We start from the raw sequence: 26172 nt of genomic DNA on the forward strand, positions 1-26172 counted from the left end.
TCAAAATTTAAGATTTTAGAAATAATACGTTAATTGGCATGTGGAAATTGGCATACGAGAGTTTAGGTGGACAAATGAGAAGTATTTGGACGGTTTTGCTAAGTGTTGTCGTCTGGGTAGGACGTTTAGCTCAGCAGGCGACTAAGGCTGCTCTTATTTTCCTGATTTCGGTGGCGATGTGGCTGCCGATGTGCCTAACTGCAAACACTGCTGTAGCTGCTGAAAGTGACACTGCTTCGACTGTGGCTAGCTCTGGTAATTCTGATAAAAAGGCTGATGTTGGTAAGGCTGCTGGTAAAGCTGGTAAAGCTAAGTCTGGCGATAAAGCTAAGTCTGCTGATAATCCTAATGCCAGTAGTAGTGCCGATAATGCTGGTGCCGATAATGCCAATATTTCTGCGCCATCGCAACCTCCAGTTTTTGTCGATGGACAAAGCAATGCGTTTGCAAAGATGCAAATGCAAAATGGTGTAAATAATAATCTTGCTAACAGCGTCGCTAAGGGTGATGGGTCTGTCAAAGGACTTATTGATAGTGCTTTAATGAGCGCTGCTGAAGGTATGGCTTCGCAAAGCGGAGCTGACGGTGCTTTTGTCAATACTGATCGTGCTAGCAATAATAATCGTGCTAGCAATCGCAATAGCAAAATGGAGTTCCGCCCAGGTTGTTATAGACAATACTCACGTTCCGAATGCATTACTGATGACGGCGATGAAATGGGGCATCGCGCATCTAATGGTGCTGATATGGAACGCGGACAAAATCCTTGGAGTACTGTATATAGCAATTTTGCTAGTCCTCAAGGTCGTTACACTGAAAATGATCCAAACTTTACTCCGTATCCGCGCGGAACGTATTTACAAAAACGTCTTCGTAATTTGCCATATGATGCAGGCAGAAACGGTGTTGATCCTTTGGCTTTTAATCAGCTTGATGATGTTCACGATTACATTTTTATGAAGCGTACTCCTAAACGCGATGGCAAAGGATACATCTGGGATGTGCTCGTCAACATGGGGGCGCGTATTCATGGTGCTGCTAATGCTTTAACATATTTCGTTGTTCCTAAAGATCAGAGACTCGATGAAAGTAACGGTCAGTATGACCAGTATGTAGAGCGCTTGCATTTTGATGCAACTAAGCGCACTTGCTCAAAAGATTGGGTTAATCCTAACGGTTTTTGCCTTGATAAAGGTGTTCTAAGAGCTCCGCTTAGTAATGGTGAAACTCTTGATAAAGCTTGGTATCGCCTTAAAAATAATACTGTTATTAGTGATGCAGCTGTTTATAATGGCGGAACTCAAAGCAATAATGAAAATAAAAATAGGGGTCTTGGCTTATGCCATACTGGTTATGGCTTTGATTGCTATCACAGTACTAACTATGGTTTCCCAAGCGATGGAGAACATCTTACTGGTACTCGTCTTCCTCCTGATGGTAGACAGCGATTCAACCAAACGTATATTGATTTGATTGATCATTTGTATCTTGAAATGCGCGGACCAGATAGTCCAGAAAAATCAAAAATATTTACGTTGACTAATAACATTGAAAATAATCAAACATCACCTTATAGTTACCATATTCATTATACGACTTCAGATAATGGAAAATATGGAGCTTTGAGTACATCGTATTATGGTGCAGGAACTTATTATGGTGATAAGTGGGGTGGTCCAGCAACTAGATATGGTCGTTCTGATCCATATGGTCGTTCTAAACCATATTCACTCTGGCAATGGCGCGGTGGTAAAGGCCATACTGATTACGAGTACACGACTTTGTACCAGCAGTGGTACGGTATACCAAATCTAGTTGATATGCGAGTGCCGCATTTCCAGTTCCTTCGCGGTACTCATTTAGGACCTTTAACAAGCAATAATGGTCAATTATTAGCTCATACTAATAATATTGGCGTTACAAGCTTACTTTTCTACCCTTCACAGCAAAGAGTGTGCGATAAAGCTGATGAATCTCAGTGCAAAGGTCAAGTGTGGGCAAAGGGTCAGATTTCACTTTCTCCAAAATACAATTCCGCAGATAATAAGTATGCGAGAGGAAACCGTTGGTGGAGAATCCCATTAGATCCAAACACTAATATTAACACTCAAGATTCTTCTTTCGGCTCTCACCAGATGACAGTAAAATATTGGAACGATAAACTTCAAATGGGCTCGAGTATGCCTTTTAAGTACGATATTATTGGTCAAGCGGACGTGTTTAGACCACTCCAGACTGAAGAATGGAATGATAATGCTAAGTATCGTTCTCCTAAAACCAGTTTAGGTAAAGCAGAAAATTATGTGAAATACCTTGATAGCAAACTTGGAATTTATGATTTTGCTATTGCGTTGAATCCGCGCATATACATGCCTGATGCTCATACTCAGAAGAATATTGACAACTATGATAATTATTCAGATGCAGAGGACTCTGTTTATTACGGTTCTATTAAAGATGGCAAAATTCCTGGGGATACTCATGGCTTAGAATATCCGCTCAATGATAGTTATTCCGATGGCGGATCCGGAGCAAGCAAAGCTATTAAAGATCGCGCAATTTATAGCGTTGAGTGGACTGATAACACAGGTAATGATAAAAAGTCAGACACTTTGCAAGATGCAGAAACAAAGGTTGCTGTAAAAGTTCCTGTAGTAAACGTAGTAAATCCTTGTAATGGCGATGATGATAAAGCTGCAGATAACGCTGCTGAAAAAAATAAAGACGGTCAAGAGTGTCAATTTAGGCCATTAAACGATACTAAGCGTTATATTTGGAAACTTTATGATGCGCCTAAAGGTAAATCTGTTGATCAAGCATTGACTAGTGATGAGAAAGCAAGATATGCACAGCTTGCGAAAGCAGACTTCTCAAAGCCAGTAAAAGAAGAATACGCAACTCCAACTAATACTAATAACGAAAATCGCATTATGCTTCAATCTGGCGCGAATCCAGAAGTAAAGCCAGTATACGTATTAGCTAAGTATGCGAAGATTACATACTGGGATGAGTCTAAGGATGTTTTGCCACTCGTATTCACGCATGTTGACGGCGAGAAGCCAACTATAGACGTGAAAGTGAGTGTTGATGGCGGTGAGCCTCAGTCTGTTCCTGAAGGTGGATTAAACGTATCTGTTGGTAGCCGCGTTAGATTCTTAGTAACAGGTCATGACGATATGCATGTGCATATGGGTACTAAGGAGAATGTGCCTAATATTAATAGCACAGATGTTTTGGAAGCTAGTAGAAAATGGTCCGGCAGTTTTAGTAAATATGATCAAAATTCAAAATGTGGTAGCACAGCGTGTGCTAATACTCTTAAAGATCAATCCGGTTATGTAACTACAAATGATCCTAATGGTTCTCCGGCTTCTGCTAACGATGTTCCGTCTAAAGAGTTTACATTCCACGCTTGGGATGATGCTGGAAATAATGTTCAAAAAACTGTGAAGTTGAATATTATTGATGGTAATTTTATTGTTCCTAACGTACGTTGGCAAAAGCAGAATGATGGTAAGTATGTTGGTAAAGTGACGCTTTCTAAAAACGCTACGTCAGTGAAAATGTTGGTAGTGCGAATTTGGGGACGTGGGAAAACTAAGCCTTTTGAAGAAGAAAAAGATGGAACTCCAACAAATATTTACAAGAAATGTAGCGATCGCTCTGATGGTTGTCAAGGAATAATGCTGCATCGTGAAGACGAAAAACACGATTGGGTACAGATAAATTCTCAAAATGATACGACTTTCACAAAAATTATGCCATATGAAAAAGAGATTACTTTTAATCCAAAAACTGGTGAAATTACTATTCCAGAAAATTTGGCAGAAATCGGTTCAAGAATTTATGTTGGCATAGGAACAGATACAGGTCAGATTAATACTAGTAAACACGCTGTTTCGCAGCCGCTTCCGCTTGATATGAAATGGCCAGACGATGGCATGGTTCAAGTGAACCCTTATGAGCTGAATCCTTCCGAAAAACAGGGTTTAATAGAGAGAATTAAGCAAAAGAATCCGCGTTTGTTCGATTACCGAAAAGATGAAATTGGTTGGTCGAAAGATGAAACTAAAACTCTTGGTGGCAAAAACGATAAATATTCTTGTAAAGACGATAAAAAGCAGTATAAAATCTGCCTTTCTGTAACTCCTGACGGTAAAAATACTGGTCAAAATAAGTCTGGTTCAGAAAAGACTTTTAATGTAGTAAAAGCAACTGGAACAGGCACTGACACTCAAGATGATCAAAAGCAGGAAACTGTGCTTGATCCAAAGCAGAAGAAAATCACGCGATTTGTTAATATTCGTGCAGATTACGATTGGTCAATTCGTAACGGAGATAAGTTACCGGGTCGAGATAGTGACGATGGTTTTTATTGGTATGGCAGCGATGAATATAGTACGCAATATTTAGTGTACAAATTCAACATTAACCAAGGTAACAACTTCAATACGAATGACGCTTTGAGCTTATTCAAAGGCACAAAGAAAACTAGACGGCTTGGAAACCAAATACAGCCATCACTTTACCCATTGAACACCAATGATGCTGATGCTACTAATAAAGCAACCATAGAAAATCTATGGGGTGGATACAACAGCATGCCTCAGCGTGGTGATGGCGGCATCGGTTACGCTCGTAAAGTCAATGGTGCGCGCGGAGACTGGGTGAACGTTGTTGACTTAGTAAAATACGACAGTCTTGGCGGTGGACTCGGCATAAATACCAATGGTATTACTGATAAAAACAGTTTCTTGCAGCCGCAAGGTTATATTATGCCTGGTGGTAAAGAATATAATCAGCAAGCGTCTGGTATAAACTTAAGGTCTGTAATTCTTAGTAAAAACTCTGCTGTTCCAGAAAGACGCACTCAGCTCTATATTTTCAACGGTAAACCATGGAAAGATTTGGAAGCTCGTGACGAAGGCGATAAAAATCAAACTCCAAATGTAATTAACGTGTGGTTTGTGCCTGTAGACAAGAACAAGCCGTGGATTTCAGTAAAAGATCCTAAAGATGCTAATAAGAAGCTTCTTGGCGAGTGCAATCCTACTAAAGATAAGGCTGATTCTTGCGGAACTCCTACTACTATTGATATGAACAAGACTGATATTACAAAGCAGTCGGGCTTATTCAACGTAGTAGATTTGCTTGGAATGGATGATGATTTCAATGTGGCAAATCCTGATACGCATGTAAGCAACGCTTTGAAGAATACGCTGAGCATAGATATTGAAGCAGACGGTGTAACAGATCCAAAGACTAAAAAAGCTCCTCGCGCAAGGTTTGTTACAGACGGGAATATTAACAAGGAACTATTGCGTGCGTTCATAGAAAAATGGCGTGGGCAAGATGTTAAAAATTCACCAACTTTCAAGATGATTGCTCAAGTAACTGACGACTCTGGAAACAAGAGTAACGAAGCAGTAGTGGGCAAATTCAAGTTCAATTGGACTGTAGCTGACTCTCCAATTGTGCGCGCATATGATGGTCATCATTATGGTGATTCATCTTCCTCTAAAGTCTGGCTTCACGATTGGGAAGGTGCTGTTGCGAATAATTACTATAATGCTGTGTCAGTTGTTGCAGGGAAAGATGCGACTCGACTCGTAGTGTATTTCACTCGCGCCGAAAAAGCAAAACTCGCTAGATTACAATCTAGCAATAATCTAATGTCTAGCTTGGGTGCACAGGATAACTTGAGTAGTAACAATGCTACTTCTCAAAGCGATAGTGACACGAGTGAAGCATTAGCATTATGCAGAACTAAGTCAACTGATAACTGGCAAGTTTGCGAAGGTTATACGCTACCTCAAGGCGTTACGTTGAATTCTAAAGACGAAGGAAGAAATAATTCTGCAATAATATTTAATGCTGGATTCTTAGCTCCTGGAAGCGTAGTGCGTGCAAGGAATCACGCAGGATCTTATGGACCTTGGTCTAATATGCCTGGCGTTAAATCTGAAAATTTGGATGAGTTATCGAATAACACAAACTCATCTCAATCAAGCGGCAGTATAAATTCAGATCATGCAAGTAGTTCTGTAGATAGCACTCAAACAGGTGGTAATGAGTCAAATGCGCTAAAAGAAGAAGATATGCGAAACGTGCTATCTGCTGACTCAATGGTTGCGCAACGTAGTAGCGTGTGTAGGCCTGAAACAAAAGCACCAAAAGAGTGGAGTTCGCCTTCAGATTGCGTATTCTTCCCAGTCGTAGTCAATAAGAAAGTAGTACAAGTGCATCCATTGCTGCTGAATGACTCTGAAAAGCATGCTGTAAATTACGTGCTACGCAATGGCAATTCCGGCGGCAAATGGCTTGGTTTTGGAGATGCTGACAGTCTTATAAGCGTGGATGATGATGATACGCTTTCTGCAAACCAGTCAGAAGTTGCTTGGAAGCGCGGGGAGTATGTTGCTCCTCAAGAGCAGGCGGATAAGCGCAGTAATTACTCTAACGCAGGCAATGAGCAGGATTCATTTATTCTTTTGCGCGGATGGCGTAGGCGAAATGTAACGCCAGAACCGAGATATAATATTGTAACTCGATTCGCTACGTTGCGAAGTGTTGGCAATGCTGCTGCCGACTACAAGATTACTTGGGATAAGAATAAGCCATATGTTGGTGAACGTTCTGACGACCCAGGATTTGAGCTGGTTGGCGCGTCTGGTCATCAATCGCTTGTGTACCGTTATAACGCGAGTACGAAAAATAAACAAATTGATTTAAACCAATTGCAGAATGCTCTCACTCTTAAGCCGAATATTCCAAACAGCATGAGTGAAGATGAGTTTAAGAAGATTCAACCATCTTTGCGCGTTGTAAACGGCGCGGATAAGGAAAATGGCGAGCATAGCAGTAAGGTTACAGTACAGCTTCCTGACAACAAAACTAGGGTAGATCAATTCGGTCATGATGATGGTTCCTACTTCTTCACGCTTAACGGTGAGTATATCAATATACCTGATTTAGTATTAGGTAATGGAAACTATGGTGGCGGATTAAATGTTTCTAACACTAATGGCATGAATTACAGTACATTGGGTAATAATTATTCGAATATGAGTCCTCAAGATATTACTGTGAACAAATGGTGTGAGGGTAGTGGTACTGCAAATCCAAATTGCAAGACTGTCAATTCCGATTCCTTTAAGCTTACGAAAGTTTTAGGTGGAAATAAGAATATAGAAACTGCAGATGATGTAGCTGGAACATCTAAGAAAGCTATTGCTCCAGTCTATGCTTTGTCGCTTTCTAATGGTTGGGCAATGAGAAGCTTAAAGAATACTTATGGCTATGATGCGCAAACTCATTTTAAGAATGTTGCTTCTGCAACTTCGCTCATACCAGTATACGTAGTGCCGGTTGATGTAGTAAAGCCTAAAGCTGAATCTATAGGTTCGCTTAAGACTTCGACTATGGATAAGCCTTACGAGGTTACTGCTAATGACATTAACTTCGCTTTCACAGGTAATCCAGATGCTAAAGGCAAAGTGAATGGCAAAGAGCTGTTAGTAAACGCTAGCGATGATTTTGATTCTCGAGATGTAGTTGAGAAGAATCTTCAAGTATGCGTGCGAAAGTTAAACAATCGCAAGCCTGTTGATGATACTTGCACGCCTATTTTGAAGCGCGATGCCAAAGGCAACGCAAGTGTAGATACTGAAGCATTGCAGAGGCTGCTTATAACTAATAGGAATACGGCTGTTTACGCAGTATACGCGCAGACAAAAGATAAGTCAGATAATGAGAGTGAGCACTATGATGCTGGTAAAGATGATAAGAATGCAATCATCGGCTATATAAAGATTACTGGCATCAACGTGTCGCCAATTCCGCTGCCGTTTACTGGTGGAAACGCTGCTATTACGTACACCTTCTTATTCGGCATATTGATGGCGCTCTTCATAGCGTCGGGTGCATTCGGTAGGCGCGGATGGTTGGCATCTGTGCTTAGCGGAAACGGCATCAGTGGCGAGCTAACATACAGCAAGCATTGCAACGCTTCGGCAGAATCGTTGCGCAATAGCAGACTATTTGACTGGTTTAGTCGCTGAATTAGATCAGGCTTGCTTTTGTGTGCTAATGTTTGCTTTTTGTTACTTTTATCCCGCGTTTGTTTACGTATCGGGCGATTTTGGGAACAAACGCGGGGTGTAGTAAGTCACAAATAAACGATATAGTCAAATAATGGTTCGGGGTGCGTTTAAACGCTGAGATTACACCCGTTGAACCTGATCTAGATAATGCTAGCGAAGGGAATATCATGACAGAATTGTCACTAGATTCGCATACTAATACATTTAATATAAATCTATCTAATCCATACAATACATCCAATACATACAATACATCCAATACATCCAATACATCCAATACATCCAATACATCCAATACATCCAATACATCCAATACATCCAATACATCCAATACATCTAATCAATCTAATCAATCTGCAGAAAGCTTATTTTCTACACAGCGCAAAAACTCATTACCATCGTGTGAAAAACCAGTGATTCCACGAGTGCTTTCCATAGCCGGCACAGACCCAACTGGTGGTGCTGGAATTCAAGCCGACTTAAAATCAATCATGGCTTCCGATGGTTTCGGCATGTGCGTTACAACAAACTTAGTAGCGCAAAACACATGCGGTGTGCGAGAAGTATATACTCCACCAACATCATTCCTAGTATCTCAACTAGAGGCAGTATTCGACGATGTAAAAGTAGATGCTGTAAAACTAGGAATGTTAGGTGATAAACCCTATATTGATATAGTCGGAGAATGGCTTGAAAATCATCCAGTTCCTGTAGTCGTGTTAGATCCTGTTATGGTTGCTACATCAGGCGATCGTCTTCTTAAAGAATCTGCAGAAGAATCCTTACGACTTCTCATAAAAAAAGCAGATATTATTACACCAAATATTCCAGAACTTGCTGTTTTATGCAATAGCGAACCTGCAACGAGTTTTAATCAAGCTTTAGAACAAGCTAAAATTTTAGCTAGTGAAAATAATGTTATTGTAATCGTTAAAGGTGGACACTTAACAGGAAAAGACGCTGGAAACACCGCCGTATTCCCAGATGGCACTAATGTGCATGTTCCTTCACGCAGAGTAGACACAAAAACTACACACGGTACAGGATGTTCGCTTTCATCATCATTAGCAACGCGTGTATCCTTAGCTCTTAAAAACGGCAAAACGCTTGAAAATCCTGCAACCGTATCAGAAGCATTAACTTGGACAACGCATTGGCTTAACGAAGCAATACGCAACGGCGAAGATTTGCATGTTGGAAAAGGGCATGGTCCAGTAAATCACGCCGCACGACAATATAGGCTTGAACTTGATTCCTCTACAACGCCTTGGGAACATCTGAAAGACGATAATTTAATTAATCTTGACGGATCAAATCCGGAAACCTGTTATGTTGTGCCAAAAACATTGCCTAGAAAACCTAAAATATGCGCTGCAGGACGCTGGACTCAAGCTCTTTGGAATGCCACTGCAGACGTTGACTTTAATATTATGAATCTTGATTTTATTAAGTCTTTGGGAGATGGGTCTTTAGACGAGGATTTGTTTGACTTTTACCTGAATCAGGATGCTGAATATTTGAAACGTTACTCTCGGGCGCTCGCGGCCACTGCTGCTAAAACTCAAGATGATGATGCGCGCGTGCACTGGTCTTCTAGCGCTGCCGCATGTATTGAAGCAGAAAGCGAATTGCATCGTAGCTGGTTTAAGAAAACAGGTACTGCTATGAAGTCAGCATGTTCTCCTGCAACTCTTGCCTACGTTAATCATCTTTTAGCTACAACCTTTAGTGAAGATTATGTTGTTGCTGCAGCTGCTATTTTGCCGTGCTACTGGCTTTATGAAGAAGTTGGGCATGTTCTTGTTGAAAAAACTACTCCAGATAATCCTTATAACGATTGGATTTCAATGTATTCGTCGAAAGAGTTTGATGCGAGTGTTAGAAAAGCGATTGAATGTGTTGAAAAAGCTTTCGAACAAGCTTCACCAAGCCAGCGTATTCTTGCCGTGCAAGCATATATGACGTCTTGTGTGTACGAGTACGATTTCTTTAATCAAGCACACCGTTCACTCAGATAGTCACTCAGATAGTCACTTAGTTAGATAGTCACATATCTAATTAATTAGACAGTTATTAGGAATCATTTTCTACTATTCGTCTGCGATTGGCGTTATCTACAAAAATCGCAGGCGAATTTTTCATATTTTGCTATTCCTAAATCCGAATCAAGTATAGTAAATCTTATTTATGTAAAAACGAAATATATGTAAAAAACAATAGTCAAAAAACAAAATGCGAATTAAAAATTATTTGAAAGCGAGATAAGAATGAGCGGAACCCTAACGCGCAAAAACTACGTTACAAGAACCATTATTCGAGTTATTGCTATAGTGTCATCAATTTACGGAATGATAATGTCTTGGGATTCAATGGCACTCACATATTTTACAAATCTTTCCAATCTGATGATTTGCGTTGCGCTTATAGGATCTTTGATCTTAGACACTTTCAATGTTTTTAAGCCAAAAAATATTGCAGAAAGCGTTAAATCCGAAGGATGGGTAGATTCAAAACCAAACGCATGGTACGTTTTCAAATTCATGATGACGATTTCAATCGCCGTAACATTCACGCTGTATCTTTGCTTCCTAGCGCCTACGAACAAACTCGGGTTTATCGGCGCATACATGAACAATGGGTGCTCAAGCTTATGCGTGCATTTTATAACGCCGTTGCTCGCAATTTTTGACTTTATTCTTTTCGACTACAAGTACAAGTCCAGCCGTGCGCACGTTTATTTTGCTACGATTCCGCCGCTTACTTATGTGGCTTATGCTGTATGTTTAAGCGAGTTTGCTGGCGTGCGATGGGGAGAGCATGCTATGGCAGCGCCGTACAACTTTTTGAACTACAAAGCTCCTGCAGGATGGTTTGGATTTGCGCCAAACACGTTTAATTCAACAACACTCGGGGTGGGTGTGGTTTATTTGCTTGCCATTTTTACGTTGATTTTTATTGGAATTGGAATAGCATTTCTTGCGATTAAAAACGCTCGCGCTACGCGACTTTTTAGTCAACAACAGTGAGCGCGAAGGCAGGTCGTCGCGCCTGCTTTTGTTTACCGAAACGCCAAAGTTGGGAACAAACGCGGGGAAGTGTTCTTGCTTTTGTTTACCATTTGACCCAAAAGGGGAACAAATGCGGGGAAGTGTTCCTGATTTTGTTTCCCATTTGACCCAAAAGGGGAACAAATGCGGGGAAGTGCTCCTGCTTTTGTTTACCGAAACGCCGAATACGTAAACAAACGCGGGGAAATCGCTCGCGCGTTACAGCGCGCTCACGTCTTCGCCGCGCAGAAGCAGTGCTTCTGCCTAGAGCGGCTCAGCGCTCCGAATTGCCTTCGCGCGCTACGCTTTGAACGCGAAGGCAGGTCGTCGCGCCTGCTTTTGTTTACCGTTTGACCCAGAAGGGGAACAAACGCGGGTGAGTGTTCCTGCTTTTGTTTACCGAAACGCCAAATACGTAAACAAACGCGGGTGAGTGTTCCTGCTTTTGTTTACCGTTTGACCCAAAAGGGGAACAAACGCGGGGAAGAAGAAACAAACGCACTACGAGGTTACATACAAGCGCAAGCCAGTTGATAGAATTGTGTTTATGTGTACGGAAGATTCTGCGCTAGATGCTGTTCAATCGTTGCTTGATGGCAGTCTTAAAAACGCCAGCGAACGCCACACCAATGTTTTGTTGGTGTTTGGCGCTCCAAATTCTGGAAAGTCAAGTTTCGCTCTAAACGCTCTTCTATGCGGTTTGCGAGCTAATTGGAAGAATACGCAGGACTCTAAATACGATGAAGCCGTACAGCTTTTACTCAAATATGCGATTCGCACTGATTTTGCTATCGCCGCAGCCCAGAATCGTGCAACTGCCGCACGCATGTCTAACTACGTAATAAGCAATCTTGGTGTTTCATACCAGTCTCGTCCAGTTGGCACTCTTTCCGCTTTTGCATTCAGCCTGATTTCCGCACGAAATAAGCTTTTTGGAATACCCTCTCCTAAATTGCTTAACGGCGCTGAACAAGATGCGATTCTTCGCGAAATAGTGCGAATGCATGTTAATCATGTTTTGCAAGGCGATAGCGGTGATTGCAAAATCTGCTCGCTTTTTAACGATTATTTTTCTGGAGAGTATTCTAAATCTTTGCAAGATGGTGATTATAAATCACATGATTCTTGGATTTACGTAATATCGCAGTTGCAAAACAGTGATAATCTTATGGATTCGTTCGACTCTACAGATTATCGGAATGCACATAATGAACATAATGCGCATAATGCTTATAATGCTCAAAATACTCAGGATTTGCCAATAAATAGTGCTTTCATTCATCAACTTCGCGATATGCTCGCTAGGTTAGACGAAATGGGTATTGTGAGCGAATCTTCAGAGTTGCAAATATTAAATAGCCTTAATTTTCAGTCGCATTTGCAATCTGGCTCTAGTTTCGATTTGCTTGCAACTTTGCAGGCGGATTTGCAATCTTCTAGCATTGCTAATCGTTTGCGTGTGCAATGGAATTTGGCTTTTGCACTTCGCAATCAGTATGCGAATTGTGTGCGGAAAAAATATCCAAATGCTTTTAGATTAGATTCTTCTAAACTTTTGGCTAGCGGTGTTCAAATTTTGAATGAGATTTTTAAGAGTTTATATGATGATAATACAGAAGAATCGTCGGTTGCTGGCGACTATTCAGCTGGCTCTTCAAAAGATTTTTCTAAAGAATTATTTGCGCTTAAATGTTCACTTCCACGTCTTTTGGTAGTAGATGATTTTCATGATGTAACACTTGCTGGACTTGCATTTCTTGAGTCTTTATCTAGTTTGGGCGTTCGTATTGTTTTAACGGCGAACCCAGACGAATCTGTGCAATCCTTCCGTGGATCATACCCAGATTATGTGGTTGAAGCTGCTCAGCACGGTGTTATGCAAGCAGCGGTATTTAAAATTTGTGACTATAGGATTGACGGTGTAGCTGAGTCTTCCAATGATTCCAATGATTCCGCCGATTCTGTAGATTCTTCAAATACTTCAGATTTGCTAAAACAAAATAGTCGCTCAATTCCACTGAGTCTTTTTTCGTCTAGGGTTTCGCTTTCAATCCCTTCGCTTATGCCAACGCCAACGCCTATCGCCCGAAGGGCTTGGAAGATGGCAAATGTTAAAGGCGCTTTTCCTATAGAAAAAATCGAATCAAATTCGCAAGAAACAGAAAATTCTTCGGTTTCTGGCGACTTGTATCGTACTGTGCGCGAAGAAATGGATTGTGTTATTTGGCAAATAAAACGCGCTCACTTAGATCACAAAATCCCGTGGAAAAATATGGCTGTGATTGCTCACGATAATGCTACTGTTCGTGCTTTCGGCGAGCGACTTCGCAAAGATGGTGTTCCTGTGCGATACTCGTCCGTTACTCGCGCTCTCAGGGAAGAGCCGTTTATAAAAGCACTGTTTGCGCTTATTGAATTGGCGCAATTTAGCCAAAATAGCGTGGATAATTTAGCTAAAGACGTATCTTTAGGAACTCGCACTATTTCTTCGATTGCGCGTTTTGTGAAGAGTCGCATAAAAACCATAATGGATAGTCCTCTGATTGATTCAGATAATTACAATTGTGCTGATTTAAGTGCTGTAGAAGCGCTTATGCGTTCCATTGTCTCTCTTAGTGACATGGTTAAATCTAAGGAAAATTCCCCTCTTAGCGTTCTTATAAGACAGTGGGATTTACTGCAAAATCAGCTTTTAAACAAGACTGATTCTAAGAATGATGGTTTGGATGCTAATTTTAACTTCGACAATCGTATTTTTGATTCAAATCCAAACCCTAATTCCACGCGATTTAGTGTTGATTCCTGCTATCTGCTGATACTTAAAGCGCTTATTGATAGTTGTGCTATCGATAAATCAATGGATTGTGATGATTTTTGTGTTGATTCCTACGATTCTGATTTATTGGATAAGTCGCCGGCTGATGAGTCGCCAGCTGACCAAACTCAATCTGATCAAACTCCAGAAATTTTTTCTGTTTTGCAAAAAATGCGCCCAAACAGTGTTCATCTTCGTACTTTAATGCGCGTTTTTAAAATCACGTCTAAACTATCTAAGATTTTAAAACAAGATTTAGTAAAAATTCAAAATAGTGGAACAAACGAGGCTAGTTACATACTTGGGCAGGCGTGGAATCTTTGTAATTGCGCTAAAAAGTGGCAGATTCAAGCGCTTAAAAACAACGATGAAGGTCGTCTTGCAAACGATAGACTAGATGCGGCTATGCGATTATTTGAGTATGCTAATTCGTTTAATTACATAGATTCGCGTGCGGATTATTACGAGTCGTCGGTTGCTGGCGACTATTCTGCAGTGGCACCAACAATCACACAGTTTATTGATCAAGTTCGTCAAATGGAAATTGAAGCTGATTCTCTTGCAAGTGTTGCTCCTGTTCCTGACTCTGTAACACTCACAACTCCGTCTGGCTCTGTTGGTTCTCGCTGGGATTATGTGTGGATTCCAGCCGTACAGCAGCGAGTCTGGCCAAATACTGCGGCTCGAAGCACAATGTTTGGGTCAGAAACTCTAGTAAACATGGTGTTAAATAATAGGATTTTCGGTTCAGTAAACCTGAAATCTAATAATTCTCAAAATTCATTATTAGATAAATTCACTAATCCTACTGGAATTTGTGTAAACGATAGACAAGCGATTTTTACTGGAGAGCAGCGAAGCTTTTTAATGGCGATTACGCGCGCCAACCGTCATCTTTTTATAAGCGCGGTTAATAGTGATGATTGTGTTCCTTCTGATTTTCTCTACTACTATTTGCCAGAAATATATTGGCGTAATGCGGATGGAAGTAGTGAATACACTGATTTCTGTGAAGATTTTGCTGTAATGGATGCGGATCCTAGAGGGCTTGTTGCTTCGGCTCGAACACAAGTAGCGCGTGCAATATATGAATCAGAAAATAGTCACAACTTAGACGAAAATCCTACTGTTAAAGACGCTTTAACAGCGTTGAATCTTTTGAAAAATAATGGAGTGGATTCGGCAAATCCAGAAAATTGGGATTTTATTCGTAAAAATTACGGTTCTAAGATTGAAGAGAAATCTATTGAAAACGAATCAAAATCAAACTTGGTCACACTATCTCCATCAATGGTGGATAGCCTTTGGTCATGTCCAGTATGTTGTCTTTTAGAGCGAAAATTTGCAGGTCCTACGCATGGAGGAACGGCAGCGCAATTCGGCACGCTTATTCACGAAACTGCTAGATGGGCAAGTCAAGATGAGCATTTAGACAACGAGTATTTACACGAAAAATATCCAGAATTACAGGCGTTTGCTGCGATTAAAAATAACAAAGTTAGCGAATTGCCCGACTTTGACTTTTCGTTTGAATCTATAAGCGCTTTACAAAAAAAGGCGATTGAAGATATTGCAAACACTATGATTGAGCATTATTATTCGATTTGCCCAAGTGATTCCAGTATTTCAGACGTAAAAGACCGATATCGTTTTATAAAAAATGATTTAAATGTTCGACGAGCGCTTTATACGATTGCTCAATATTTTGTAGGTTCTTTAACTGGATCAAACTACCCGATTATGGCAAAAAAAGATGAAGACGGTGTGGTTACTGATATTTTACCAGCGTTAGAAAAATCGAAGTCTGCAAAACCTACAATTGCAGACGTCGATTTGGGGAATCTTGAACATGCCTATTGTGAGTGCAATATAAATGCCACTTTTGGGTTCGACGATATTTTAAACGCATATAATCGTGCATCTAAAACAAAAACAAGCATTACGGATCTTTATTCGATAATGGGATTCTTAGTAGGCGGATGGCAAAATGGCGCGTCTAGCGATTTGCGAGTGAGGATTCAAGGTCGAATTGACCGCATGGAAATTAGAAAGTTAAATGACAATACGGAACAAATTCGCTTAATCGACTATAAGACAGGAAAAGTTCCTAAAACGCAGCAGGTGTTTAACGATTTACAACTTATCTGCTATCAGCTTGGGATTGTGTTTTGTAACGAAAACGTTGAAGACGTTAAACAATTGCTTAAGTTTAAGCACACAAAAATCGAACGAAGCGCGCTGTTTCATGTTGTATACAAAGATTCTCCTGCGCAAGATAATGGTGTTGCGGAAAACATTTGTCAGCCGTCTTTGTTTGATGCTGATGGTGCGTTGAGCACTAAAGGACTGATAAGTCGATACAGGTATGCGGATGATAATCGTCTTTACGAACTTCCAGATATTGATGCGCAAAATCCTGCGGATGGTGTGAGCCAGAATGCGTGGTCGGATTTTGTAAACCTGCCTATGAGAACAAAATGGTCGCTTATGATGATATCTCGAGTATTCTTTGCTGCTTCTGCTGTTAAGTCAACCAGTTTTGTTGTTGAGCCAAAAGCAGACCATAAAAATCATTGCAGATGTTTAGATGTATGTCCCGGTTGCGCTGGAAAAGTAGACACGGTTTACGAAATGATTGAAGGGAAATGATTGAAGGTAAAAATGAATAATGCAAACATTACAACCGTAAAATCAAAACCTAGCGTAGAACAAGATCGCGTAATAAACGCTCCAACAAATCAAGACGTGTTAATAGTTGCAGGCGCAGGAAGTGGAAAAACATACACCATGACCCGTCGCGTAATACAACTTATTCAAAGCTCCGTAGCGCCTGAATCAATACTCGGACTAACTTTTACAAACAAAGCTGCAGCAGAATTACTAAGTCGCGTTTCCGCAGAGGTGAGTGCAAGCGGAGCAAAATCATTCTTAAAGCCAGAAGTGATGACATATGATGCATTCTTCCAGTCAATCGTAAGAAGATACGGATTATTAGTTGGATTCAACCAAAACACCATGCCATTAAGTGATGCTGGTGCTATGGAAATTATAAAAAGTATAATCGGAAAATATTTAGATAATCCACAAAATCACAATAAAAATTTAAACAAATTATATGATTTTGACACGTTATGTTCAGATGTTATGAAACTCTGTGCTGAAATATCATGCTCAATGATAGGTGTAGACGCGCAAGGAAACACTTGTTCCAGTGTGCTTCAAGCAGTACAAAAAATACGAGAGTGGAATAACGAGTTTGCAGAACACTTAAAAAATGTCATAGGAAACAGGAAAGTCGAATCGCCATTACCTGCTAAATCGCCAGCAATACCAAAATATAGGAAAGTCAAAAAAACTGCTGGAATGAGTGCGGAAGACGTTACAAAAACATCTGCAGAAAAATTTAAACAAGCGTGTAAAAAATACGAAAAATATTGGGACGATTCATGCTTGCAACTCTGCGTGAACCTATACAACTCATGTGTAAAAAGAGACATACTGCTAGATCTTGTTTTGCAATTTGACGCTGAAAAAAAGCGCGTAAACATGGCACAATTTAGCGATTTTACAATCGCAGCCTACTATTTAGTGACACATTTTCCATCTATTTGTGCACAGTACAAAAATCAATATTCGCAAGTGCTTTTAGATGAGTATCAAGATACTTCCACAACTCAATCAATGCTTATAAACACGCTGTTTCATGCGGAGAATGATGCGGAGAATGGTGGCGATAGTGATGGCTATAGTGCGTCGTCAAAGCGTACACACGTTATGGCAGTAGGAGACCCATTCCAAGCAATCTACTCGTTTAGAGGAGCGTCTACAGGAGCTTTCTGCAAATTTGAGCAAGACTTTAATATAAACGAGCAAAACAAATATTCACTAACTGTTACACGCAGAAACTCGCTGTTTATACTAAAAGTGGCTAATGCGCTAACCGAAATTATGCGCGGAGAAGCTGGCACAAATAAGTCACAAAATAATCATTCTCGCTTTAGCAGCATCGACGATAGAGAAGTAGAAGTTGAAACGCTGAAGCCTACAAAAGATGCAAAAAATGGCACGATTGCAGCGCTATTTATGCCATCTCAGGCAGAAGAAATCGACGCAGTAGTGCGATTCGCACAAAAAATTATAGAAAAGCAGGAAAAGCAGGAAAAACAGGAAAGTCAAGTATCGCAGGTATCGCAGGTATCGCAAGTATCGCGCGAACCACAATTGGCAATACTATTTAGAAGTAAAGCAAATATGCCAAAATATGCTGAAAAATTAGAGTTAGCAGGTATAAGAACAAGCATAGTAGGATACTCATCGTTAATCGAAAAGCCAGCAGTTAAAGATGTGTTAAGCCTACTAAAAATAGTGCAAGATCACAGCGACTCAAACTCACTTATGCGACTCTTAGCCACACCGCGTTTTGCGCTATCTACCAGCGATTTGGGCGCATTAGCTGCAATCGCAAATAGCGCAAACACGGAATATCTTTACAACATTTACTCGTCGGCAGGATTATTAGAAGCAGATCTTCCTAAAAGTCAGTGGGATTCTGCAGTGCGAGAACTCAGAGACAAAGCAAACCGCGGCGAAAACTCAAGTCAAATCACAAACATTTATGGAGGAGTTTATTTAGCAGACCTAATAATGCGTGATTTTTCCACAAAAAACGACCAGTGGGTTAATCAAATGCAGCAAAAACTCAGCATTGAAGGGTTTGATGCAGTAAAAAGACTTAGTAAAATCCTACATAATGTAGAAGGCGTACAAAGAAACTCGCTAACAAACGTAATGCAAGCCGCTGTTCAAGCGCTTAACGTAGACATAGATACAGCAGTGGGGTCTGCCTTAAAATACAAGGATTTTAGCAACCAAATCATGCTGGACGATATGCGTAGTGTGTTAGATTCGCTAAATGCAATTGTAGAAACATATATTCAAGAAATGGGCGAGTGGCAGGACGTCAGTTTGCGCGGACTAATAAGCTGGATTGACTCAGCAAAAAATCTTGATTCTCAGTCAGGATCCTCTGTTTCATCTTCAGCTCAGACAGAACCAGCGCAAGTCGTGCTAATGACAGTTCACCAATCCAAAGGATTGCAATGGCCTGCTGTTGCTGTAGTCGGACTAAATGAGGGCGCTTTTCCGAGCAATCAAGGCGATTCATTGAAAGTTGATGATAATGGGCAAGCTAGCGCGCGTATACCATTAGAGTTTGCAGCAAGTGTGCCAACTGCATTACGAGTGGACGCTAATATTTTGCCGCATTTTCCACATAATGCGACGCGTGTAGAGGCAATGCATCCTGAAAAAGCCATGCAAAGTTTAGATAGTGTTCAAAAAATCTTTGACGAGATTAAGCCAGATAGAACTAAAGCTTTACGTGAATTTGCAGAATCTGTTCAAGAGGCGGATTGTGGCTCTGCGGTTGCTGGCGATTTTTTGAGCGAAGAAACAAAGCGCGTTTACAATTCGTATAAATCCCAGCAAAGTGTTGATTCTATGCCATTTACGCAAAGTGAGGAGCGCGGAATACAGCTTCACATGGATGAGCGTCATCTTATGTATGTGGCATTAACTAGAGCAAAGTTCGCTGCTCTTTTAACAGGATCAGCTACCTCTGGAGATAGCGCTCAAAGTGGCAGAAAGCGCAGTGCGTCAGTGTTCCTTAACGAATCAATAAATGCTATTAAAAATCTCAATGGAGCTATCGAAGTCCAACGCTGTGATTCAGATGAGGAAAATAAAACAAAATCTGAAGAACAGGATTTAAGTCAAAATGGCTTAAATCAGGATGTTTCAAATCAAGATATTTTCGGTTTTATAGCTGGAGACGACGCTCAGGAATTTGCTGCAGAATTTAGCAAAATCGCGCCTCAGTCTGACTCATCAAGTTTAGAGCCAACACTTAAATGGCCTTGCACATTGAGCAATACTATAGAAAAATCCTTAATAGAATCCGCAAAACTCGTGGAAAACTGCGATTCTGATTTGGAATCCGTATACGATTCATCCATCAACACAAACCCTAAATCGTTGCTCTACAAGGCAAAAATCTTCATACAAGACGCGGACTTAACATCACAAAATGACTGCGACTATTCGCTAGAAGAATTAGCCGAAAAAGTGAATAAAATATCTAGCGGATCAAGACTAAACGTAACATCGCTGCAAAAAATAAGCAAAATCGCGCAAAATGCAAAAACAAGCGTTTACAACAATCTATTGGCTTGCATTCGACCAATCCCGTCTATTCCTTCAATAGATGCAAACCTAGGCACAAAATTCCACGCTTGGGCACAACAGTTTGTAGACTCAGCAACGCCGAGCGAATCTTGCGCATGCTACGAGTGGAAAAACATTGTAAAACACGGAATATCGTTAGAAAAAACGCCTGAAGACAGACAAAAAGTTATAGACGATTTTAATCAAAATAGTAAAGCATCAGATTCGCAAAGTTATGCCATAAATAAGTGGAAGCAACGACTTATAGAATCGCGCTGGGCAAAACGAGTGCCGCTAGCTGCGGAAATGCCGATTCTAATGCAAATCGACGATTCTGCGTTTGCAGATAGAATCATCAACGGTACTTTGGACGCTGTTTTTGCAGGAGGATTAGACGCTAGCGATACTACAAAACTCTACACAATCGTTGACTGGAAGACAGGAAAGCGGCCAAAAAGCGCGGAGCAGATTCGACTAAAACTTGAGCAGCTCGACTGGTATAGACTACTGCTAGCGCGCGCTGCAAACGTTGATTTAAATTGCATTGATGCCACACTGTACTACGTTAGCGAGGAGGATGAGGCAAATCGCGAGATTCACGCGCTAAACAAAACTCGTGACGAAATTTTATGTGATATGTCTTTTTAAAATCAACGTTTTTGATAATCTAAAAGTAGTAAAAGTAGTAAAAATAGTAAAAGTAGTAGAATGAGCTGCGCGCTTGGAAAGCAAGAGAGGGAAAAATGACGGTTGAGTTTCGACCAGTTAAAATTAACGATATTGACGCAATCGTAGAAGAGTACGAGCGCACATGGGGAATCGCACATGCTGTTGGAGCAGACGCTTCTCGCAATCTTTCGCGCAGATTTGTGTTGCATTATCTTGAACCGTCAACGCACGGTACTGTTGCAACAATCGATGGAAAGTTCATGGGGCTGCTGCTTGCGCGCGTTTACGGTGACAATGTAATGTTTCCGCAAGTAAAAAACATGCTTAAAAAGCAGGAAGAAAGCATGATGGCGAATAACGACTCTCAGTATGCTAAGGCTTTAGATGCGGCGATTGGCATGGGGCAAATTGAGCGCAAGTTGGAAGCGGTGAGCCATATTAACGATTTAACTCAGGCAGAGTTGGAGCTTTTTGTTGTTTCTCCCGATGCTCGCGGACACGGTGTTGGGGGCGGATTGTGGAAACGCACAATGCAACATTTGCGACATCGCGGAGTGAACCGCTATTTTCTGCACACAGATACAGCTTGCGATGTAAGTTTCTACGATTATCACGGGCTTAGGCGAGATGCTACGTGGGCTAAAAAGGATCATGAGAAGTATGCGAACCGCGTAAAAGACCTCGTTGAGGACTTGTACATATATTCGGGCGAGCCGTTTGTAAACCGTACAAGACGCACGCATCAATCGCGCTGATTAATTTCTACTTATTTGACTGATTTATATGAGCAACTTTCTTGCTTTTGTTTCCCAAAACACCAAAAATGGGAACAAACACGGGGAAGTGTTCCCGCTTTTGTTTACCAAAACACCAAAAAAGGGAACAAACACGGGGAAGTGTTCCCGCTTTTGTTTACCAAAACACCAAAAAAGGGAACAAACACGGGGAAGTGTTCCCGCTTTTGTTTACCCAATCGACCAAAAAGGGAACAAACACGGGAAAAAAGAAACAAAGTGCGGAAGGTTGATTGCGCAAATTAACTGCGCTTGCGTGTTACAATAATCCACCCAATTGACGCGATTGGAATAGCAATAAGCGTAGAAATCCACGGAACCATCATTCCGCCATGCGAGTTCCACGCGTCAATCGCAAAGCCTGCAACCATTGATCCAAGAGAAGCTCCGATTGCAGATGCTGTTGGAAGCCAAGACAATCCTTCGGTAAGAGAATGCTCAGGAATCGTGTCTTTAACAATAAGATTTCCAGTTGCAAAAATCGGAGAAACACATAGTCCGCTTAAAAGCTCAAAAATACTTAGAAGTACAAGTCTATCTAAGTTAATGTTCATAAGAATAAAGCCAATAGTAAGAAGGCTTAAAAACACAATTAGATGAGACCAATTAGATCCGCGGAATTTATGAGAACCAAAAATAACAGCTCCAACTAAAGATCCACACGCGAATAGTGCAAGTTGCAAACCAATTAAAGTGTCTAATCCTTGAGCGCGCATTGCTGCGGTAACAGATACGTCAAAAGCGCTAAAACTCATATTAAAAACAAGGAACATAACAACAAGCGGTATGATTCCACGGTAAAGAAGAACGTTTTTAGGCTTATTTTTACGATTTTTGTTTTTAAGTTGTTTAAGCGAAAGCCTGTCGATAAGCTTTGTAGTGTTGTTGCTATTTTGTGCGTTTTGTGTATCTTGCACATTTTGTACGTTGTCGCTTTGCTCGCTTATTGCATTTTGTACGTCTTCGTCGTATTTAGGTGCGCTTTCTACTTGCACAACTTTAATCACAGCTGGTTGCGTGTTTTTAAGTGACAAGAACCACGCTCCGCCTAGTCCACTTGCCAAAACTGGCACAAAAAGCTGAGATACAGGGTGAACGCTAGTGGCAAGCCATGCTGCAAGAATTGGTCCGAAAATAAACACAATCTCGTCAATTCCAGATTCAAGCGCATATGCAACGTTTAGCAGCGTGTCGTCGCTTTGACTTTTAAGAGTGTACGCCCAGCGAGTTCTAACAAGCGCGCCGAATGCAAATTGCGTAACGCCCATTAAAATTGCAAGCACGAAAAGTATTGGCAAAGGTACATGTATTAGCGTTGCAATAGCAAAAGATAGCATAGCTACAACTTGCGCGCTTAGAGCAAGTGTTCCAACTTTTCGCTGACCAAATCTATCAAAAAGCTTTGCATATAATGGCGTTACGGCTGCTTGCGATAGCACGTATGCGGCACTCATAGTGCCCGCAATAGTCCAATTGTTGTAAATGTGGTTTAGCGCAAGAACGATTCCTAAACCCATCATCGAAATAGGCAGCCTTGCTATTGCTCCAGATATGCAAAATGCTCGTGTTCCTTCAAAAGAGAACAATTTTGCATAATTTGACATAGGCGAAGACTTTTGCTGCGCCGATTTCGATGACATATTCACTTCCCTTAAAATTTGTACGCGCTTAACGTGTTTAACATGGTTGATTTTTGAGTGTCTTTCTAGTCTACATTATGGCGTCAAAGTTTGCCCGTGTTTGTTTCTTTTTGCCCGCATTTGTTTACGTTTTGACTGTTTGGGTAAACAAACGTGGGAAAGTGTTCTTGGTTTTGTAGTTGGATTTGGTGATTTTGGGAACAAACGCGGGCGCGACGACCTACCTTTTCGCTTAAAGCGTAGCGCGAGAAGCGCTTTGACTGAGCTTGAAATTGCATAACGAATTTCAAGCTCCTTCAAAGCGTGATTTGGCTCAAGCATAAAGTCCAGTGGACTTTATGTGCCAAATCAGCCGAGCGGCTACTAATAGCCGCGAGGAATAGAGCGCTGAGCCGCTTAAACGTAAAGTCCAGTGGACTTTACGTGCGGCGAAGACGTGAGTGCGCTGTAACGCGCGAACGATTCCCCCGTATCGCTCGCGATTATTGTGATTATTTCGATTGTATATAGAGATTATCTTTTGCAAAAAAGTATTGTAGAATTAGGAACAATAGGTTTTTATAACAAAACAAGAAACAAGAAACAAGAATTTTAGAAGGTGCGAAATGTTTGGTTCAGATTTATTTGCAGCAGCAGGCTTTGCTGACATTCAATCAGGCTCCGCAATTTTAGGTTCAATGATTTTCGCAATAGTTGTAGTACTAATAGGCATCGGAATCAAGATTTGGAAAAAATACGGTAAGCATTAGAGTTTACGTTTTAACATACGTTTCAACACACGTTTTAACATTTTGACTTTAGTTTTAGCTTTATAGGTTATTTGCGACAAATCAAAGCGATTTGCTTCATATTTTTAAGTGTTAATCCGTTGAGGCGTAACGCTACAATGGATTAGATGAGTAAGACAACGACGCAATTGACGGATGAGATTCTTGCAGAAATTGTAGGCTCTGTAAAAACCTCCCAACCTTCAAAAATAACGAATAAAAAGTCAAATAAAACTGTGAAAAAAGAAAAAATAACGAATACAAGTAAAAAAAGCAATAAAACAAGCGAGAACAAGATTAACGATAACAATATCGAATCTTTGAAAGCAAGCAAAAAAACCAAAAATACGCAAAATTCTAAAAGTTCTAAAATAGTTAAAAACGCGCTTCCACCAGTGGTAAACGATCAGCGCGAAGGTGCGTTAATTGCTCCGCCGAAATATCGCAAGGGGTCAATGAGAATCGTTCCACTTGGCGGATTGGGCGAAATCGGAAGAAATATGAACGTTATAGAATACAACGGTCATATTCTACTTATAGACTGCGGAGTGCTTTTCCCAGAAGAAGAGCAGCCAGGCGTAGACCTGATTTTGCCAGATTTTCACTATATTCAAAACAGATTAGACAAAGTAGATGCTCTGGTACTTACGCATGGGCACGAAGACCATATTGGTGGAGTACCATATTTGCTAAAAATGCGTCCAGACATTCCTCTAATCGGATCTAAATTAACACTCGCCTTTGTTGAAGCAAAATGTGCAGAACACAGAATCGCACCAAAAATGATTCATGTAGAAGGCAGAGACAAGCTAAAAATAGGTCCTTTCAATTTGGAGTTTATTAGCGTAACGCACTCAATTCCAGATGCTCTTGCAGTGTGTGTAAAAACGCCAGCAGGAACGCTTATTGATACGGGAGATATAAAGCTAGATCAGCTTCCACTAGACCATAGGCTTACTGATTTAGTTGAATTCGGAAAGCTTGGTGAACAGGGAATTGACTTATTAATGGCGGATTCCACAAATGCCGAGGTTCCAGGATTCGTTAAGCCAGAAACCACTATTGGACCAGCTTTGGATCGCGCGTTTGCGGAAGCCACTCGCAAAATAATCGTCGCAAGCTTCTCTAGCCATGTTCACCGCGTTCAGCAAGTCGTAGACGCTGCACACAAGTATGGCAGAAAAGTTGTGTTCGTTGGGCGCTCAATGGTTAGAAATATGTCCATTGCGGCAGATCTCGGCTACTTGCATATTCCAGAAAATACTGTTGTAGATTTAAAGCAAGCAAAAGATATTCAAGACGACAAGCTTGTGTATATGTGCACAGGATCTCAAGGCGAACCAATGGCAGCTCTTGGGCGAATCGCAGACGGAATACACAAAGATATTACAGTTAATGAACTTGATACCGTAATTCTTGCAAGCTCACTAATCCCAGGAAACGAGCATGAAGTTTACAAAGTAATCAATAAGCTTGTGCAAATGGGCGCTCGCGTAATCAACAAAGATAATGCTGCGATTCATGTTTCTGGTCATTGCAATGAGGGTGAGTTGCTCTACTTGTACAACATTGTTAAGCCAAAATGCGCTATGCCAATTCACGGCGAACACAGGCATCTTGTGGCAAACGGTTCGATTGCTGTTAAAACGGGCGTGGATCCTAAAAATGTTGTTTTGGCAGAAGATGGAGATGTTGTGGACTTGTACCACGGAAACGCCGCCGTTGTTGGATCTGTGCCATGCGGATACGTGTATGTTGATGGCGATTCCGTTGGCGAGCTTACAGACGAAGAGCTGGAAAAGCGCAGGATTCTTGGCACAGAAGGATTTGTGTCTAGCTTTGTAGTAGTAAACACAGATAGCGCAGATGTTGTAGCTGGTCCAAAAATCTACTTGAATGCTGTTGCAGAAGACGAGTCTGATTTTGAAAAGATTCGTAGTCAGATTGTTTTCCAGCTTCAAGACGCTATGATGCATGGCGAGAAAGACACATATAAGCTTCAGCAGATTATGCGAAGAACGCTTGGAAGTTGGATTGCGCGTGCGTTGCGTAGGAAGCCAATGATTGTGCCAGTAGTAGCAAATATTTCAGAAAATAATCAAGAATAAGGAAAATA

Annotated in this window: 9 protein-coding genes and 1 riboswitch; of the genes, 8 read left to right on the top strand and 1 reads right to left on the bottom strand. The window is 41.0% G+C overall.

Annotated elements, in window-relative coordinates:
• Nucleotides 1-74: 74 nt before the first annotated feature.
• The 6 genes from ACJV45_RS01950 (at nt 75) to ACJV45_RS01975 (ending at nt 21610) form a co-directional block, all read left to right on the top strand.
• Nucleotides 75-8060: a cell wall-binding protein gene (locus tag ACJV45_RS01950; protein ID WP_419397522.1), complete on the top strand. Its 7986-nt coding sequence runs from the start codon at nt 75-77 to the stop codon at nt 8058-8060.
• Nucleotides 8061-8189: 129 nt separating this feature from the next.
• A riboswitch (TPP riboswitch) is annotated at nt 8190-8282 on the top strand.
• Nucleotides 8270-10120, top strand: coding sequence for a bifunctional hydroxymethylpyrimidine kinase/phosphomethylpyrimidine kinase (locus tag ACJV45_RS01955; RefSeq protein ID WP_419397523.1), 1851 nt, complete (start codon nt 8270-8272; stop codon nt 10118-10120). Its footprint overlaps the riboswitch before it by 13 nt.
• 249 nt (nt 10121-10369) lie before the next feature.
• On the top strand, nt 10370-11128 hold the full coding sequence (locus ACJV45_RS01960; protein ID WP_004122644.1) for a hypothetical protein: 759 nt from the start codon (nt 10370-10372) through the stop codon (nt 11126-11128).
• A 568-nt stretch (nt 11129-11696) separates the two neighbouring features.
• Nucleotides 11697-16613 carry a PD-(D/E)XK nuclease family protein gene (locus ACJV45_RS01965; RefSeq protein WP_419397524.1) on the top strand — a complete coding sequence of 1639 codons (4917 nt, stop codon included), beginning with the start codon at nt 11697-11699 and terminating at the stop codon, nt 16611-16613.
• 12 nt (nt 16614-16625) lie between these two features.
• Nucleotides 16626-20834 (top strand): UvrD-helicase domain-containing protein, encoded by a 4209-nt coding sequence (locus ACJV45_RS01970; RefSeq protein ID WP_419397525.1) that lies wholly within the window; start codon nt 16626-16628, stop codon nt 20832-20834.
• A 95-nt stretch (nt 20835-20929) separates the two neighbouring features.
• Nucleotides 20930-21610, top strand: a complete 681-nt coding sequence (locus ACJV45_RS01975; RefSeq protein ID WP_019261591.1) for a GNAT family N-acetyltransferase — start codon at nt 20930-20932, stop codon at nt 21608-21610.
• Between the two features lie 281 nt (nt 21611-21891).
• Here the strand turns inward: ACJV45_RS01975 and ACJV45_RS01980 are convergent, their stop codons facing one another.
• Nucleotides 21892-23289: an MFS transporter gene (locus ACJV45_RS01980; protein WP_004124613.1), complete on the bottom strand. Its 1398-nt coding sequence runs from the start codon at nt 23287-23289 to the stop codon at nt 21892-21894.
• 605 nt (nt 23290-23894) lie between these two features.
• On the opposite strand from ACJV45_RS01980, the gene ACJV45_RS01985 reads away from it, so the two are divergent.
• A complete protein-coding gene (locus ACJV45_RS01985) occupies nt 23895-24038 on the top strand; it encodes a hypothetical protein (RefSeq protein WP_004113042.1) in 144 nt (47 codons plus the stop codon).
• A 146-nt stretch (nt 24039-24184) separates the two neighbouring features.
• Nucleotides 24185-26164 carry a ribonuclease J gene (locus ACJV45_RS01990; protein WP_419397526.1) on the top strand — a complete coding sequence of 660 codons (1980 nt, stop codon included), beginning with the start codon at nt 24185-24187 and terminating at the stop codon, nt 26162-26164.
• The last annotated feature ends 8 nt before the right edge of the window (nt 26165-26172 follow it).

It is taken from the genome of Gardnerella lacydonensis (assembly GCF_048545055.1).
Lineage (GTDB): Bacteria > Actinomycetota > Actinomycetes > Actinomycetales > Bifidobacteriaceae > Bifidobacterium > Bifidobacterium vaginale_C.

Excerpts from the sequence above, each read along its gene's own strand:
- ACJV45_RS01950 (WP_419397522.1), top strand. The coding sequence starts at position 75 with ATGAGAAGTATTTGGACGGTTTTGCTAAGTGTTGTCGTCTGGGTAGGA.
- ACJV45_RS01955 (WP_419397523.1), top strand. The coding sequence starts at position 8,270 with ATGACAGAATTGTCACTAGATTCGCATACTAATACATTTAATATAAAT.
- ACJV45_RS01960 (WP_004122644.1), top strand. The coding sequence starts at position 10,370 with ATGAGCGGAACCCTAACGCGCAAAAACTACGTTACAAGAACCATTATT.
- ACJV45_RS01965 (WP_419397524.1), top strand. The coding sequence starts at position 11,697 with ATGTGTACGGAAGATTCTGCGCTAGATGCTGTTCAATCGTTGCTTGAT.
- ACJV45_RS01970 (WP_419397525.1), top strand. The coding sequence starts at position 16,626 with ATGAATAATGCAAACATTACAACCGTAAAATCAAAACCTAGCGTAGAA.
- ACJV45_RS01975 (WP_019261591.1), top strand. The coding sequence starts at position 20,930 with ATGACGGTTGAGTTTCGACCAGTTAAAATTAACGATATTGACGCAATC.
- ACJV45_RS01980 (WP_004124613.1), bottom strand. The coding sequence starts at position 23,289 with ATGTCATCGAAATCGGCGCAGCAAAAGTCTTCGCCTATGTCAAATTAT.
- ACJV45_RS01985 (WP_004113042.1), top strand. The coding sequence starts at position 23,895 with ATGTTTGGTTCAGATTTATTTGCAGCAGCAGGCTTTGCTGACATTCAA.
- ACJV45_RS01990 (WP_419397526.1), top strand. The coding sequence starts at position 24,185 with ATGAGTAAGACAACGACGCAATTGACGGATGAGATTCTTGCAGAAATT.